Source organism: Pseudomonas sp. 478 (genome assembly GCF_003254125.1).
Lineage (GTDB): Bacteria > Pseudomonadota > Gammaproteobacteria > Pseudomonadales > Pseudomonadaceae > Aquipseudomonas.
This window is the reverse complement of the sequence record NZ_QKZG01000003.1, coordinates 347,048-363,120: the sequence shown is the minus strand read 5'-3', so window position 1 is coordinate 363,120 and position 16,073 is coordinate 347,048. Positions and strand designations below refer to the sequence as shown.

9 protein-coding genes are annotated in these 16,073 nt (G+C 60.3%); 8 read left to right on the top strand and 1 reads right to left on the bottom strand.

Features of this window, described 5'->3' with window-relative positions:
- The first annotated feature begins 7 nt into the window (after positions 1 to 7).
- The 7 genes from pilQ to hemE all read left to right on the top strand — a co-directional run bounded on the left by pilQ (position 8) and on the right by hemE (position 13,198).
- Entirely contained in the window at positions 8 to 2,098 is a 2,091-nt protein-coding gene (pilQ, locus tag DFS28_RS08460; RefSeq protein WP_111449366.1) for a type IV pilus secretin PilQ, read from the top strand.
- A gap of 4 nt (positions 2,099 to 2,102) precedes the next feature.
- On the top strand, positions 2,103 to 2,621 hold the full coding sequence (aroK, locus tag DFS28_RS08455; protein WP_010464421.1) for a shikimate kinase AroK: 519 nt from the start codon (positions 2,103 to 2,105) through the stop codon (positions 2,619 to 2,621).
- A gap of 151 nt (positions 2,622 to 2,772) precedes the next feature.
- Positions 2,773 to 3,873, top strand: a complete 1,101-nt coding sequence (gene aroB, locus DFS28_RS08450; RefSeq protein WP_111449365.1) for a 3-dehydroquinate synthase — start codon at positions 2,773 to 2,775, stop codon at positions 3,871 to 3,873.
- A gap of 10 nt (positions 3,874 to 3,883) precedes the next feature.
- Positions 3,884 to 5,479 carry an AAA family ATPase gene (locus tag DFS28_RS08445; protein WP_111449364.1) on the top strand — a complete coding sequence of 532 codons (1,596 nt, stop codon included), beginning with the start codon at positions 3,884 to 3,886 and terminating at the stop codon, positions 5,477 to 5,479.
- A 508-nt stretch (positions 5,480 to 5,987) separates the two neighbouring features.
- On the top strand, positions 5,988 to 10,433 hold the full coding sequence (gltB, locus tag DFS28_RS08435; RefSeq protein ID WP_111449363.1) for a glutamate synthase large subunit: 4,446 nt from the start codon (positions 5,988 to 5,990) through the stop codon (positions 10,431 to 10,433).
- Positions 10,434 to 10,466: 33 nt separating this feature from the next.
- The gene (locus DFS28_RS08430) at positions 10,467 to 11,885 is read left to right on the top strand and encodes an FAD-dependent oxidoreductase (protein WP_008149580.1); all 1,419 of its coding nucleotides are present in this window, start codon (positions 10,467 to 10,469) and stop codon (positions 11,883 to 11,885) included.
- 245 nt (positions 11,886 to 12,130) lie between these two features.
- Positions 12,131 to 13,198, top strand: coding sequence for a uroporphyrinogen decarboxylase (gene hemE / locus DFS28_RS08425; RefSeq protein WP_008149581.1), 1,068 nt, complete (start codon positions 12,131 to 12,133; stop codon positions 13,196 to 13,198).
- 174 nt (positions 13,199 to 13,372) lie between these two features.
- Here the strand turns inward: hemE and DFS28_RS08415 are convergent, their stop codons facing one another.
- Positions 13,373 to 14,647 carry an MFS transporter gene (locus DFS28_RS08415; RefSeq protein WP_111449362.1) on the bottom strand — a complete coding sequence of 425 codons (1,275 nt, stop codon included), beginning with the start codon at positions 14,645 to 14,647 and terminating at the stop codon, positions 13,373 to 13,375.
- A 118-nt stretch (positions 14,648 to 14,765) separates the two neighbouring features.
- Here DFS28_RS08415 and DFS28_RS08410 point away from each other — a divergent pair, with 118 nt between their 5' ends.
- Positions 14,766 to 15,668, top strand: a complete 903-nt coding sequence (locus tag DFS28_RS08410; protein WP_111449361.1) for a LysR family transcriptional regulator — start codon at positions 14,766 to 14,768, stop codon at positions 15,666 to 15,668.
- Positions 15,669 to 16,073 lie beyond the last annotated feature (405 nt).

Below are 16,073 nucleotides of genomic sequence, written 5' to 3'. Positions count from 1 at the left end.
TCGAAAAATGAACAGGATTTTCTCAACCTTCGGTATTTCGCTATGGATAGCGTTGCTGTCGCCGATGGTGCTAGCGGCCAACCTCAAAGCGCTGGATGTAGCGGCGCTGCCGGGGGGCCGCGTCGAGTTGAAGTTGTCGTTCGATGAGCCGCCACCGTCGCCTCACGGTTACACCACGGAATCGCCTGCACGGATTGCGCTGGATCTGCCTGGCGTTGTCAGTCAGCTAAAAAGCAAAAGTCGTGAACTGGGTGGCGGAAATGCCCGCAGCGCCACGGTGGTGCAAGCCAAGGATCGTACGCGGCTGATCATCAATCTGACCCAGTTGACGCCATACAACGCACGGGTCGAAGGCAACACGCTGTTTGTGGTGGTCGGGCAAGGCGCCAACAAAACGGCCTCCAGCCCGGCGCCCAAAACCCCGCGCACAGCGACTGCAACGCCAGCCCCGGCGAAAGCCTATGCGCCTGTAGGCAAGGCCATCCGGGGTGTGGATTTCCAGCGCGGCACCCAGGGCGAAGGCAATGTGGTCATCGATCTGTCGGATCCTTCCATCGCCCCGGACATTCAGGAGCGCGACGGCAAGATCATCCTCGGTTTCCCCAAGACCCAATTGCCTGAACCGTTGCGTGTGCGTCTGGACGTCAAGGATTTCGCCACCCCGGTGCAGTTCGTCAACGCCAGCGCCACGGGTGATCGGGCCACGATCAGCATTGAACCCAGCGGCGCCTTCGATTATTCGACTTACCAGACCGACAACAAGCTGACTGTCAGCATCCGGCCGATGACCGTCGATGACTTGCAGAAACGCAACACCGAACGCTTCGCCTACACCGGTGAAAAGCTCTCGCTGAATTTCCAGGACATTGATGTGCGTTCGGTGCTGCAACTGATCGCCGATTTCACCAACCTCAATCTGGTGGCCAGCGACACGGTGCAGGGCGGCATCACGCTGCGTTTGCAGAACGTGCCGTGGGATCAGGCGCTGGATCTGGTGTTGAAAACCAAGGGCCTGGATAAACGCAAGATCGGTAATGTTTTGTTGGTGGCGCCGGCCGATGAAATCTCCGCCCGCGAGCGTCAGGAGTTGGAGTCACAGAAGCAAATCGCCGACCTGGCCCCCCTGCGTCGCGAGCTGTTGCAGGTCAACTACGCCAAAGCTGCCGATATCGCCAAGCTGTTCCAGTCGGTGACCAGTGCCGAGGCCAAAGCCGACGAGCGGGGCTCGATCACGGTGGATGAGCGGACCAACAACATCATTGCCTACCAGACCCAGGATCGCCTCGACGAACTGCGCCGTATCGTCGCGCAACTGGATATTCCGGTGCGTCAGGTGATGATCGAGGCGCGCATCGTTGAAGCCAACGTCGACTATGACAAAAGCCTCGGCGTGCGCTGGGGTGGATCGATGCAGAACAAGGGCAACTGGAACACCTCAGGCGTCAGCAATAATGGGGCGAATGCTTCATCGACCATCGGTACGCCTGGCAGCACCAGCACCAACTCGCCGTTCGTCGACCTGGGCGCCGCCGGCAACACCTCGGGGCTCGGCATCGCTTTCATCACTGACAATGTGCTGCTGGATCTTGAGCTGACGGCCATGGAAAAAACCGGCAACGGCGAAATCGTCTCGCAGCCCAAGGTGGTCACCTCGGACAAGGAAACCGCGAAAATCCTCAAGGGCACAGAGATTCCCTATCAGGAAGCCAGCTCCAGCGGCGCTACCTCGGTGTCGTTCAAGGAGGCCTCGCTGTCTCTGGAAGTGACGCCGCAGATCACTCCGGACAACCGGATCATCATGGAGGTCAAGGTCACCAAGGACGAACCGGACTACCTGAACAAGGTGCAGGATGTGCCGCCGATCAAGAAAAACGAGGTCAATGCCAAGGTCCTGGTCAACGACGGCGAGACCATCGTGATTGGCGGGGTTTTCTCAAATACTCAGAGCAAGGTTGTAGATAAGGTGCCATTTCTCGGTGATGTGCCGTATCTTGGCCGCCTTTTCCGGCGTGACGTGGTTTCGGAGAAAAAATCCGAGCTGCTGGTATTTCTCACTCCGCGTATCATGAATAACCAGGCGATTGCTGTGAGTCATTGATTCTGTGCGAAATTTGATTCTTGTTGGACCGATGGGGGCTGGAAAAAGCACCATCGGCCGGTTGCTGGCCAAAGAGCTGCGCCTGCCGTTCAAAGATTCCGATAAGGAAATTGAATTGCGCACGGGCGCCAATATCCCGTGGATTTTCGATAAGGAAGGCGAGCCGGGCTTTCGTGACCGCGAGCAGGCGATGATCGCCGAGCTGTGTGGGTGCGACGGCGTGGTGCTGGCGACCGGTGGCGGCGCGGTGATGCGCGAGGCCAATCGCCGGGCGCTGCACGCCGGGGGGCGGGTGGTTTATCTGCATGCGTCTGTCGAGCAGCAGGTGGGCCGCACGTCCCGCGATCGCAATCGACCCCTGTTGCGTACTGCCGATCCGGCCAAGACCCTTCGGGATCTGCTGGCGATCCGCGATCCGCTTTATCGGGAAATCGCCGATCTGGTGGTGGAAACCGATGAGCGGCCGCCGCGAATGGTGGTGCTCGATATTCTCGAACGCTTGCAGCAGCTACCTCCCCGTTAAAGCGCAGCGCGAAATGCGCTATCCTCGGCGTCCTGTCATGGCCGCTCAAGGTTGTGGCAGATGGCTACCGAACGGCGTCACACCAGCAGACGCCGTGGATATTCGTTAACTCAAGGCAGGACGCCTGATTCCATCTTCACTGTGGGGACACATGCAGACACTCAAGGTCGATCTAGGCGAGCGCAGCTACCCGATTCATATTGGCGAAGGTTTGTTGGATCAGCCTGAGCTGCTGGCCCCGCACATCCGCGGACGGCAAGTGGCGATCATCTCCAACGAGACCGTTGCGCCGCTCTATCTCGAGCGTCTGACCCGCAGCCTCGCACAGTTCTCGGTGGTTTCCGTGGTGCTGCCGGACGGCGAAGCGTTCAAGACCTGGGAAACCCTGCAACTGATTTTCGACGGTCTGCTGACCGCGCGGCACGACCGCCGTACCACGGTCATCGCCCTCGGTGGCGGCGTGATTGGTGACATGGCCGGTTTTGCTGCCGCCTGCTACCAGCGTGGTGTCGATTTCATCCAGATTCCGACCACGCTGCTGTCGCAAGTCGACTCTTCGGTGGGCGGCAAGACCGGGATCAACCATCCGCTGGGCAAGAACATGGTTGGCGCTTTCTATCAGCCGAACGTGGTGCTGATTGATACCGCGACCCTCAATACCCTGCCGGCCCGCGAACTCTCCGCCGGGCTTGCTGAAGTCATCAAATACGGGCTGATCTGCGACGAGCCGTTTCTGACCTGGCTCGAAGAAAACGTTGATCGCCTGCGCGCTCTGGATCAAGTAGCTCTGACTTACGCCATCGAGCGCTCTTGCGCGGCCAAGGCTGCGGTGGTCGGTGCCGACGAACGGGAGACCGGTGTTCGCGCCACGCTTAACCTGGGTCATACCTTCGGCCACGCCATCGAAACTCATATGGGCTATGGTGTCTGGCTACATGGTGAGGCGGTCGCTGCTGGCACCGTAATGGCCTTGGAAATGTCCGCGCGCCTGGGCTGGATCAGCGAGCAAGAGCGCGATCGCGGCATTCGTCTGTTCCAGCGTGCCGGCCTGCCGGTTATCCCGCCTGAAGAGATGACTGAAGCCGATTTTCTCGAACACATGGCAATTGACAAGAAAGTGATCGACGGTCGTTTGCGCCTGGTGCTGCTGCGCCACATGGGCGAAGCGGTGGTGACCGACGATTATCCGAAAGAGGTTTTACAGGCCACGCTGGGAGCGGATTACCGCGCTCTGGCTCAGCTTAAAGGTTAATAAGATCCCGATGACTAGTTTGCACGCCGACGAGGCTTTCCTCGGCCATTACCAGTTGAGTCATGACCCTTTTTCTCCACGGGTGCCTGGCTTCAAATTCTTCCCGGCCCAGCGCAAACCGGTGCTGGGGCAACTGCATCACCTGGCACGCTACAGTCAGTTGTTGCTGGTCGTCACCGGCCCGCAAGGCAGTGGCAAGACGCTGTTGCGTCAGGCCCTGGTGGCCAGCACCAACAAACAGTCGGTGCAGAGCGTGGTTGTTTCCGCCCGTGGCGCCGGTGACGCGGCCGGCGTGCTGCGTCAGGTGGCTCAGGCGCTGAACGTCGCCCAGGCCGAGATCGGCGCGATTCTGGCTCAAGTGGTGCAACTTGCACTGACGGGGCAGGAAGTCTATCTGCTGGTGGATGACGCCGAGCAACTCGACGAGTCCGCGCTGGAAGCCTTGCTGGCCCTGGCCGCCGGTGCACCGGAAGGTCGCCCGCATGTGTTCCTGTTCGGCGAGTCGTCGTTGATTGCTCAACTGGATGCGCTGAGCCTCGAGGAAGAGCGTTTCCACGTCATCGAATTGCAGCCTTACACCGAAGAAGAAACCCGCGAATATCTGGACCAGCGACTCGAAGGCGCCGGCCGGGGTATCGAACTTTTCACCGCAGATCAGATCTCTGATATTCACGAAAGCTCCGACGGTTGGCCTGGCACCATCAACCAGGTTGCCCGCGATGCGATGATCGAAGCCATGATTGCCAGCCGCTCAGCGGTGAAGCGTCCAAGTATGGGGTTCAACATGCCGAAGAAACACGTATTGGCGATTTCCGCTGTTGTCGTGGTCGCGGTAGCCGCCGCCTGGTTGATGCCGGGTCGCAGCAAAGCACCGACCACTGGCGCACCTGCCAACGAACAGGCGCAACTGCCGCTCGGTCAGGGCACGCCACAACCTAACAGCGGCGGCGCGCCTGCCGTCGAATTCGCCGGTAACTCGCAACCGATGCCATTGCCGCTGGTCGGCAACTCGCAGCCGGTCATGCGCGGTCCGCTGGCCGAAGCCGCCGGTGGCATCACCGAAGGCGATGACGGTGTGCCGGTCGAAGGCTCGAGCGCTACGCCGCCGACCGTGACTACCACCGCGCCGCCTGCGGGCGTCCAGCCTGGCCCGGCACCGACACCTGCCGCCAAGCCTGTGCCTGCGCCGACTCAGGTCGCGACGGCCAAGCCAGTCCCGGTTGCGCCTGCCGTGAAGCCGGCTCCAGTGCCAGCCAAACCAGCCGCCGCTGCTGCTGCCAAGCCTGTCGAGAAACCAGCCACCGTGGCCAAGGCCGCTGGCGGCACCTGGTACTCAGCACAAGCGCCGGGTAACTACGTGGTGCAGATCCTCGGCACCAGCTCCGAAGCGGCCGCGCAATCCTTCGTCAAGGAGCAGGGCGGCGAGTACCGTTATTTCAAGAAAGTCCTCAACGGCAAGCCGCTTTACGTCATCACTTACGGTAGCTTCGCCAACCGCGATGCAGCCGTTACCGCCATCAAGGCCTTGCCAGCGAAGGTTCAGGCTGGTAAACCTTGGCCTCGCACTGTCGCCAGCGTCCAACAGGAACTGGCAACAACTCGCTGAAGATTCGGCGGCCTTACCCAGGCCGCCTCTCCAAGCACCTCAAAATTTCTGCAAGTGCGCGCCGCCCTTAGGGTCTGTTGGCGCTTGCTGACGACCGCGTTGCGCGCCAACGCGCGCGAGGCTGCGTTGCGGGACTTGCCAAGGGAAGAGCCATTGGCGGCATCCCGCGCCTTGCCTCACGCACGTTGGCATCACAACGCGGTTCGTCAGCAAGCACCAACAGACCCTTGGGCCGCGTGCCTTGTGGTGTCTGCGTCACAGTAGTCTTTGAGTCGTTGCGGTCAAAATTAAAAAAGTTTTGACTAGCACAGCATATCGCTTTAAACCTTTCACAAATGCGACATAGATTTGCGACAGTTCGTCGTCAAATTTGTGAGCCTCCGTGTCGGTGTGTACAATGACCTCCCTTTTGCCCCCGCAAAGCTGGCGTACGTTCGGCGCGGATGGTAAGTGGTTGAATTGAAAAGAAATTTGCCTCGACAAGAGGCAGCCTGGTGAGAAAGTGTCTATGAAAGCAGGTCTGTACCAACCAGATGAATTCAAGGATAACTGCGGTTTCGGCCTGATAGCCCATATGCAGGGCGAGCCCAGTCATACCCTTTTGCAAACGGCCATCGAGGCCCTGACCTGTATGACCCACCGCGGTGGGATCAACGCCGACGGCAAGACCGGTGACGGTTGCGGTCTGCTGATTCAAAAGCCGGATGTGTTCCTGCGAGCCATCGCCCAGGAAACCTTCGGTGTCGAACTGCCCAAGCAATATGCAGTGGGCATGGTCTTCTTCAACCAGGACCCGGTCAAAGCCGAAGCCGCTCGCGAGAACATGAACCGCGAGATCCTCGCTGCTGGCCTGACCCTCGTCGGCTGGCGCAAAGTGCCGATCGACACCAGCGTCCTCGGTCGTCTGGCCCTTGAGCGCCTGCCGCAGATCGAACAAGTGTTCATCGCCGGTAATGGCCTGAGCGATCAGGACATGGCCGTCAAGCTGTTCACCTCCCGTCGTCGCTCGTCCGTGGCCAACGCCGCCGACGCCGATCACTACGTCTGCAGCTTTTCGCACAAGACCATCATTTATAAAGGCCTGATGATGCCGGCGGATTTGACCGCCTTCTATCCAGACCTCAGCGACCAGCGCCTGCAGACCTCGATTTGCGTGTTCCACCAGCGCTTCTCGACCAACACTTTGCCGAAATGGCCGCTGGCTCAGCCGTTCCGCTTCCTCGCCCACAACGGCGAGATCAACACCATCACCGGTAACCGCAACTGGGCCGTGGCCCGTCGCACCAAGTTCACCAATGACCTGATGGACCTGGAAGAACTCGGCCCGCTGGTCAACCGTGTCGGTTCCGACTCCTCCAGCATGGACAACATGCTCGAGCTGATGGTCACCGGTGGCATCGACCTGTTCCGTGGTGTGCGGATGATCATTCCGCCTGCGTGGCAGAACGTCGAAACCATGGACCCGGACCTGCGTGCATTCTACGAATACAACTCCATGCACATGGAACCGTGGGACGGCCCGGCCGGCGTGGTAATGACCGACGGTCGTTACGCGGTGTGCCTGCTCGACCGTAACGGTCTGCGTCCGGCGCGTTGGGTCACCACCAAGAACGGTTTCATCACCCTGGCCTCGGAAATCGGTGTCTGGAACTACCAGCCTGAAGACGTGATCGCCAAGGGCCGTGTTGGCCCGGGTCAGATCTTTGCCGTGGACACCGAAACCGGCCAGATCCTCGACACCGACGCCATCGACAACCGCTTGAAGTCGCGTCATCCGTACAAGCAATGGCTGCGCAAGAATGCCCTGCGCATCCAGGCGACCATGGAAGACAACGACCACGGTTCGGCGTTCTACGACGTCGACCAGCTCAAGCAGTACATGAAGATGTACCAGGTCACTTTCGAAGAACGTGATCAGGTGCTGCGTCCGCTCGGCGAGCAAGGCTACGAAGCCGTCGGCTCGATGGGCGACGATACGCCGATGGCCGTGCTGTCCCAGCGCGTGCGCACGCCGTACGACTATTTCCGCCAGCAATTCGCGCAGGTCACCAACCCGCCGATCGACCCGCTGCGTGAAGCCATCGTCATGTCGCTGGAGATCTGCCTCGGTGCCGAGCGCAATATCTTCCAGGAGTCGCCGGAACACGCCTCGCGTGTGATCCTCAGCTCGCCGGTCATTTCCCCGGCCAAGTGGCGCTCGCTGATGAACCTCGATCGTCCGGGCTTCGAGCGCGCGATCATCGACCTCAACTACGACGAAAGCGTCGGCCTCGAAGCGGCGATCCGCAACGTTGCCGATCAGGCTGAAGAAGCCGTGCGCTCCGGTCGTACCCAGGTGGTGCTGAGTGACCGTCACATTGCCCCGGGCAAGTTGCCGATCCACGCTTCCCTGGCCACCGGCGCGGTGCACCATCGCCTGACCGAAAAAGGCCTGCGTTGCGACTCCAACATCCTCGTGGAAACCGCGACGGCCCGCGATCCGCATCACTTCGCCGTGTTGATCGGTTTTGGCGCCTCGGCGGTCTATCCGTTCCTGGCCTACGAAGTGCTGGGCGACCTGATCCGTACCGGTGAAGTCCTGGGCGACCTCTATGAGGTGTTCAAGAACTACCGCAAAGGCATCACCAAAGGCCTGTTGAAGATCCTGTCGAAGATGGGTATCTCGACCATTACGTCGTACCGCGGTGCGCAGTTGTTCGAAGCCATCGGCCTGTCTGAAGAAGTCTGCGAGCTGAGCTTCCGTGGCGTTCCGAGCCGCATCAAAGGTGCGCGTTTCGTCGACATCGAAGCCGAGCAGAAAGCCCTGGCGGCCGAAGCCTGGAGCCCCCGCAAGCCAATCCAGCAGGGCGGTTTGCTGAAGTTCGTCCACGGTGGCGAATATCACGCGTACAACCCGGACGTGGTCAACACCCTGCAAGCCGCTGTGCAGCAGGGCGACTACAGCAAGTTCAAGGAATACACGGCGCTGGTGGACAACCGTCCGGTGTCGATGATTCGTGACATGTTCAAGGTCAAAACTCTGGACACGCCGCTGGACATCAGCGAGATCGAACCGCTGGAATCGGTGCTCAAGCGCTTTGACTCCGCGGGCATCTCCCTCGGCGCCTTGTCGCCGGAAGCTCACGAAGCCCTCGCCGAAGCGATGAACCGCCTCGGTGCGCGTTCCAACTCCGGCGAAGGCGGCGAAGACCCGGCGCGTTACGGCACCATCAAGAGCTCGAAAATCAAACAGGTCGCGACTGGTCGTTTCGGTGTGACCCCGGAATACCTGGTCAACGCTGAAGTGCTGCAGATCAAAGTCGCTCAGGGCGCCAAGCCCGGCGAAGGCGGTCAACTGCCAGGCGGCAAGGTCAACGGTCTGATCGCCAAGCTGCGTTACGCAGTGCCGGGCGTGACCCTGATCTCGCCTCCACCGCACCACGACATCTATTCGATCGAAGATTTGTCGCAGCTGATTTTCGACCTGAAACAAGTCAACCCGAAGGCTTTGGTCTCGGTGAAGCTGGTTGCAGAAGCGGGCGTCGGCACCATCGCTGCCGGTGTGGCCAAAGCCTACGCGGACCTGATCACCATTTCCGGCTACGACGGTGGTACCGGTGCATCGCCGCTGACCTCGATCAAATACGCGGGCGCTCCGTGGGAACTCGGCCTGGCCGAAACTCACCAGACCCTGCGGGGCAACGACCTGCGCGGCAAAGTGCGGGTACAAACCGACGGCGGTCTGAAAACCGGCCTCGACGTGATCAAGGCAGCGATCCTCGGCGCTGAAAGCTTCGGCTTCGGCACCGCGCCAATGATCGCGCTGGGCTGCAAATACCTGCGTATCTGCCACCTGAACAACTGCGCCACCGGCGTCGCGACTCAGAACGAGAAGCTGCGCAAGGATCACTACATCGGGACTGTCGACATGGTGGTGAATTTCTTCACCTACGTCGCCGAAGAAACCCGTGAGTGGCTGGCCAAGCTGGGCGTGCGTTCCCTCGAAGAACTGATCGGTCGTACCGATCTGCTGGACATCCTCGAAGGCCAGACCGCCAAGCAGCAACACCTGGACCTGACGCCGTTGCTGGGCAGCGATCACATCCCGGCAGACAAGCCTCAGTTCTGCCAGGTCGATCGCAACCCACCGTTCGACAAAGGCCTGCTGGCCGAGAAAATGGTCGACATGGCTACCTCGGCCATCAACGACATGAGCGGCGCTGATTTCGCGCTGGATATCTGCAACTGCGACCGTTCGATCGGCGCGCGGATCTCCGGTGAAATCGCTCGCAAGCATGGCAACCAAGGCATGGCGAACGCACCGATCACCTTCCGCTTCAAAGGGACGGCTGGTCAGAGCTTCGGTGTGTGGAACGCCGGCGGCCTGAACATGTACCTGGAAGGCGACGCCAACGACTACGTCGGCAAAGGCATGACCGGCGGCAAACTGGTCATCGTTCCGCCGAAGGGCAGCGTCTACAAGACTCAGGACAGTGCCATCATCGGCAACACCTGCCTGTACGGCGCCACTGGCGGCAAGCTGTTCGCCGCCGGTACCGCGGGCGAGCGTTTCGCCGTGCGTAACTCCGGTGCTCACACCGTGGTGGAAGGCACGGGCGATCACTGCTGCGAGTACATGACCGGTGGTTTCGTCTGCGTATTGGGCAAGACCGGTTACAACTTCGGCTCAGGCATGACCGGTGGTTTCGCCTACGTGCTCGACCAGGACAACTCCTTCGTTGACCGGGTCAACCACGAACTGGTGGAAATCCAGCGGATCAGCGGTGAGGCGATGGAAGCCTATCGCAGCCACCTGCAACGCGTGCTGAACGAATACGTCGAGGAAACCGACAGCGAGTGGGGTCGTAACCTCGCTGAAAACCTCGATGACTATCTGCGTCGTTTCTGGCTGGTCAAGCCCAAGGCTGCCAACCTGAAATCGTTGCTTTCCAGCACCCGTGCCAACCCGCAGTGATATGCGCCTGAAGAGTTTGATGAGGTTTTAACAATGGCTGAACGTCTGAATAACGACTTCCAGTTCATCGATGTCGGGCGCAAGGATCCGAAGAAGAAACTGTTGCGTCAACGCAAGAAAGAGTTCGTGGAGATCTACGAACCCTTCAAACCCCAGCACTCGGCCGATCAGGCCCACCGTTGCCTGGGTTGCGGTAACCCGTATTGCGAATGGAAGTGCCCGGTGCACAACTTCATTCCGAACTGGCTGAAGCTGGTGGCCGAGGGCAACATCCTCCAGGCTGCCGAGCTGTCGCACCAAACCAACACCCTGCCGGAAGTGTGCGGCCGGGTGTGCCCGCAGGATCGTCTGTGCGAGGGTGCCTGCACCCTTAACGACGGCTTCGGTGCGGTGACCATCGGTTCGGTCGAGAAGTACATCACCGACACCGCGTTCGCCATGGGCTGGCGCCCGGACATGTCCAAGGTCATACCGACCGGCAAGCGTGTTGCGGTGATCGGCGCGGGCCCGGCAGGCCTGGGCTGTGCCGACGTGCTGGTCCGCGGCGGCGTGACCCCGGTGGTGTTCGACAAGAACCCGGAAATCGGCGGCTTGCTGACCTTCGGCATCCCCGAGTTCAAGCTGGAAAAGACCGTGCTGAGCAATCGCCGCGAAGTCTTCACCGGCATGGGCATCGAGTTCCGTCTGAACACCGAAGTGGGCAAGGACGTGACCGTCGAGCAACTGCTCGAAGAGTACGATGCCGTGTTCATGGGCATGGGCACCTACACCTATATGAAGGGCGGCTTTGCCGGTGAGGATTTGCCGGGCGTGCATGACGCGCTGGACTTCCTGATCGCCAACGTCAATCGCAACCTGGGCTTTGAAAAGTCGCCGGAAGATTTCGTCGACATGAAAGGCAAGAAGGTGGTGGTGCTGGGTGGCGGCGACACGGCGATGGACTGCAACCGTACGTCGATTCGCCAGGGCGCCAAATCGGTGACCTGCGCTTATCGTCGTGACGAGGCGAACATGCCGGGCTCGCGCAAAGAGGTGAAGAACGCCAAGGAAGAAGGCGTGAAATTCCTCTACAACCGCCAGCCAATCGCGATCGTCGGTGAAGACCGCGTCGAAGGCGTGAAGGTGGTCGAGACCCGTCTCGGCGAACCGGACGCCCGTGGCCGTCGCAGCCCCGAGCCGATTCCGGGTTCCGAAGAGATCATCCCGGCTGATGCCGTGGTCATCGCGTTCGGCTTCCGTCCAAGCCCGGCGTCGTGGTTCGAACAGCACAGCATCCAGACCGACAGCCAGGGCCGCGTCGTGGCCCCGGAGCAAGGTCAGTACAAGCACCAGACCAGCAACCCGAAAATCTTCGCCGGTGGCGACATGGTTCGCGGTTCTGACCTGGTAGTGACGGCGATCTTCGAAGGCCGCAATGCCGCCGAAGGGATCCTGGATTACCTGGGCGTTTAACTAGACTTGAAACGCGATTAAATGTGGGAGCGGGCTTGCTCGCGAAGGCGGTCTGTCAGTCAACATCTCTGTTGAATGTGACGGCCTCTTCGCGAGCAAGCCCGCTCCCACATTGGTTTCAGGGTGTTGCTAAATAGCGCATTCCACCGCGACAAATTGACCCGATAGACAAAAGGCTGACCTGCAACCGTGCCTTTTGCGTCGCGCTCTGAGAAAATGCCCCCACTTTTTTTCCGGATGCCGACATGACTGCCCTGAAGAACGACCGTTTCCTTCGCGCCCTGCTCAAGCAACCCGTAGACGTCACGCCTGTCTGGATGATGCGTCAGGCCGGTCGCTACCTGCCGGAATACCGCGCCAGCCGTGCCAAGGCCGGCGACTTCATGAGCCTGTGCATGAACCCGGAGTTCGCTTGCGAAGTCACGATGCAGCCGCTCGACCGCTACCCACAACTGGACGCGGCGATCCTGTTCTCCGACATCCTGACCATCCCCGATGCCATGGGACAGGGCCTGTACTTCGAAACCGGTGAAGGTCCGCGCTTCAAGAAAGTCATCAGCACGATGGCTGACATCGAAGCACTGCCGATTCCTGATCCGCACAAAGACCTCGGCTACGTCATGGACGCGGTCAGCACCATCCGCCGCGAACTGAACGGCCGCGTGCCGCTGATCGGCTTCGCCGGCAGCCCATGGACCCTGGCCACCTACATGGTCGAAGGCGGCTCGTCGAAAGACTACCGCAAGACCAAAACCATGCTCTACGACAACCCGCAAGCCTTGCACCTGCTGCTGGACAAGCTCGCGCAGACGGTCACCAGCTACCTCAACGGCCAGATTATGGCCGGGGCGCAAGCGGTGCAGATCTTCGACAGTTGGGGCGGCAGCCTGTCGGCGGCGGCGTACCAGGAATTCTCCCTGGCCTACATGCGCAAAATCGTCAGCGGCCTGATCCGCGAACATGAAGGCCGTAAAGTGCCAGTCATTCTGTTCACCAAGAATGGCGGCCTGTGGCTCGAAAGCATTGCTGATGCTGGCGCTGACGCGCTAGGCCTGGACTGGACCTGCGACATCGGCAGCGCCCGTGATCGCGTCGGCAGCAAAGTCGCCCTGCAAGGCAACATGGACCCGACCGTGCTCTACGCCAAGCCAGAAGCCATTCGCACCGAAGTCGGTCGCATCCTCGCCAGCTACGGCAAGGGCAGCGGCCACGTGTTCAACCTCGGCCATGGCATCACCCCGGAAGTCGACCCGGAACACGCCGGCGCCTTCCTGCGCGCGGTGCATGAACTGTCGGCGCAGTATCACGAGTGATCGTCGCCCAATAAAAAACGCCCGGCTTATGCCGGGCGTTTTTGTATGAGATATCGGATCGTATGCGGTCAAAATGTGGGAGCGGGCTTGCTCGCGAAAGCGGTTGAACATTAAACATCGATGTCGACTGACCCACCGCTTTCGCGAGCAAGCCCGCTCCCACAGGGTTCCGCGTCAGGCTTTCACTCCGCCCAGCGGCGGCAACTTCGCCAGTTTCAACGCCACCAACAGCGCAATCACCAGCAACCCGCCAATGAACAACCCGATTCCGTTCCACCCGCCCAAGTGCCAGAACACCCCGCCCACCGTACCCGCAATGCTCGAACCGGCGTAATAGCTGAACAGATAAAGCGACGATGCTTGCCCTTTGGCCTTGATAGCTCTGCGGCCAATCCAGCTACTCGCCACCGAATGGGCGCCGAAGAAGCCGAAGGTGAAGATCAGCATGCCGATGATCACCACCGGCAGCGGCGTCAACATGGTCAGTGCAAGGCCGGCGATCATTAGCACGATGGTCGCCCACAGCACTTTGCGACGGCCGAGCTGGTCGGCCAACGAGCCGATTTTCGCTGAGCTGTAGATACCCGACAGATACACCACCGAGAGCAGCCCGACGAAGGCCTGATCCATGTGGTACGGCTCGGCCAGCAGGCGATAGCCGATGTAGTTGAAAAGGGTGACGAACGCGCCCATCAGCACGAAGGCTTCAAGGAACAGCAGCGGCAGGCCGGCGTCACGAAAGTGCAGGGTGAAGCCGTCAATCAAGCTGCGGGGGTGCAAAGAGCAGGCGCGGAAGTTGCGCGACTCGGGAAGGATTTTCCAGAACACCGCCGCTGCGATCAGGGCCAGGCCGCCGATCACCAGCATCGCTGTGTGCCAGCTGACGAAGTCGATCAGCACGCCGGTGATCAAGCGTCCGCACATCCCGCCAATCGCGTTGCCGCCGATGTACAAACCCATGGCCAGGCCGATGTGCTGCGGGTGAATCTCTTCACTCAAGTACGTCATGGCAACCGCTGCCAGGCCACTCAATGACAACCCTATCAGCGCCCGCATCACCAGCACGCCGTGCCAGCTCGGCATCATGGAACTGGCGATTGTGCAGAGCGCGGCAGCGAACAGCGCGGCGACCATCACCGGTTTACGCCCGATGCGATCGGAGATCGGGCCGGTGATCAGCAGACCAATGGCGAGCATGCCGGTGGCGACCGACAGGATCAGGCTGCTCTGGGCGGCGTTGATGGCGTACTCATGGGACAGCAGCGGCATCATCGGCTGCACGCAATAAAGCAGGGCGAAGGTCGCGAAGCCGCCGCAGAACAGCGCCAGCACCGTGCGCATGAACATCGGCGTGCCTTTTTCGATGTAGATCTCCTTTAATTCGGCGACAACATCGTCCACCGCTGCGGGCGGAACTTCATGGGCAAGGGGAGCAACAGCAGTTTTCACTTCGGACCTCGGAGGGCGCAGCCGGTCAGGCAATGAAAAAAGCATATAGCTGCCTAATGATTCAATCCAATATATTGTTCGACCTGTTTGATAGGTTTAACGACCTAATGGAGTTTTCATGGAATTGCGTCACCTGCGCTACTTCATCGCCGTCGCCGAAGAGCTGCACTTTGGCCGCGCCGCCCAGGTGCTGGGCATCTCGCAACCGCCCCTGAGCCAGCAGATTCAGGCGCTGGAGCAAGAGGTGGGCGCGCGGTTGTTCGAGCGGACCAATCGTCGGGTCGAGCTCAGTGAAGCCGGTCGGCTGTTTCTGGAAGAGGCGCGGCTGGTGTTGGCACAGGTCGACAAGGCGGCGGATGTTGCACGGCGGGCGCAGCTGGGTGAGCTGGGCGAACTGAAGATTGGCTTCACCTCGTCGGCGCCATTCAACTCGACCATCCCTCAGGCGATTTTTTCGTTTCGTCAGCGATTCCCGGCGGTGCACCTGAACCTGCGGGAGATGAGCAGCACTCAGGTAGCGGATGCGCTGGTGGATGAGTCGATTGAAGTCGGGATCATGCGGCCGCTTGGGTTGCCGGACTCGCTCAGCGTGGTGGAGCTGATGCGTGAGCCACTGGTGGCGGTGCTCAGCTCCAAGCATCCATTGGTGAACGACAGCGAAGAAGGCTTGTTTCTGTCAGCCCTGGCCCTCGAGCCTTTCGTATTTTTCCCACGCAGTTATGGCAGTGGTCTGTACGCACAATTGCTCAGCCTGGCCCGGGATGCCGGTTTCAGTCCGCACTTTGCCCAAGAGGCGGGCGAGGCTATGACGATCATTGGTCTGGTGGCGGCGGGGTTGGGTGTTTCGGTGCTGCCGGCGTCTTATCAACGGATGCGCATCGATGGTGTGGTCTATCGGCCTCTGCTCGATCCTGAGGCCGTGTCGGCGGTTTGGTTGGTGCAGCGCAAGGATCAGAAGTCGCCGATGGCTAAGGCGTTTGTGGAGTTGTTGACGCGTAAGGTTGAGCCGCTGAAGGCGTGACTGCTTCGCAGTCATTCGCGAGCAAGTCCGCTCCCACAGTGGATGGGTGGTGGAACAAAAATCACTCCACACCGCAAATCCCTGTGGGAGCGGGCTTGCTCGAGAAAGCGTTCGCAAGTCCACCAAAAAGGGTGCAGTTGCCTATGCCAAAGCGGACGCTTCGCTGAAGGGTGTAAGACATTTCCGAACTACCTTGAACAGGCCACAGCGCCTTGCGGCATTGCCTACAACTACTCCAGAATCCGCCGGCTTGTGCGCTTTGGGGGCCATCGGTAACTTCGTTCGCATCACTGATTTCCAGTGATCGGGTTTAGTAGCCCGTGTTTACCCGTGGCGTATAGCGCATCAGATTGTCAGGTATCCCCATCCCTGTACTTTATGGTGGCTGTGCGTAGGGCGCTCTCG

Bases quoted from the DNA above. Each gene is read 5' to 3' on its own strand.
- DFS28_RS08445 (WP_111449364.1), top strand. From the start codon at position 3,884: ATGACTAGTTTGCACGCCGACGAGGCTTTCCTCGGCCATTACCAGTTG.
- DFS28_RS08410 (WP_111449361.1), top strand. From the start codon at position 14,766: ATGGAATTGCGTCACCTGCGCTACTTCATCGCCGTCGCCGAAGAGCTG.
- hemE (WP_008149581.1), top strand. From the start codon at position 12,131: ATGACTGCCCTGAAGAACGACCGTTTCCTTCGCGCCCTGCTCAAGCAA.
- gltB (WP_111449363.1), top strand. From the start codon at position 5,988: ATGAAAGCAGGTCTGTACCAACCAGATGAATTCAAGGATAACTGCGGT.
- DFS28_RS08430 (WP_008149580.1), top strand. From the start codon at position 10,467: ATGGCTGAACGTCTGAATAACGACTTCCAGTTCATCGATGTCGGGCGC.
- pilQ (WP_111449366.1), top strand. From the start codon at position 8: ATGAACAGGATTTTCTCAACCTTCGGTATTTCGCTATGGATAGCGTTG.
- aroB (WP_111449365.1), top strand. From the start codon at position 2,773: ATGCAGACACTCAAGGTCGATCTAGGCGAGCGCAGCTACCCGATTCAT.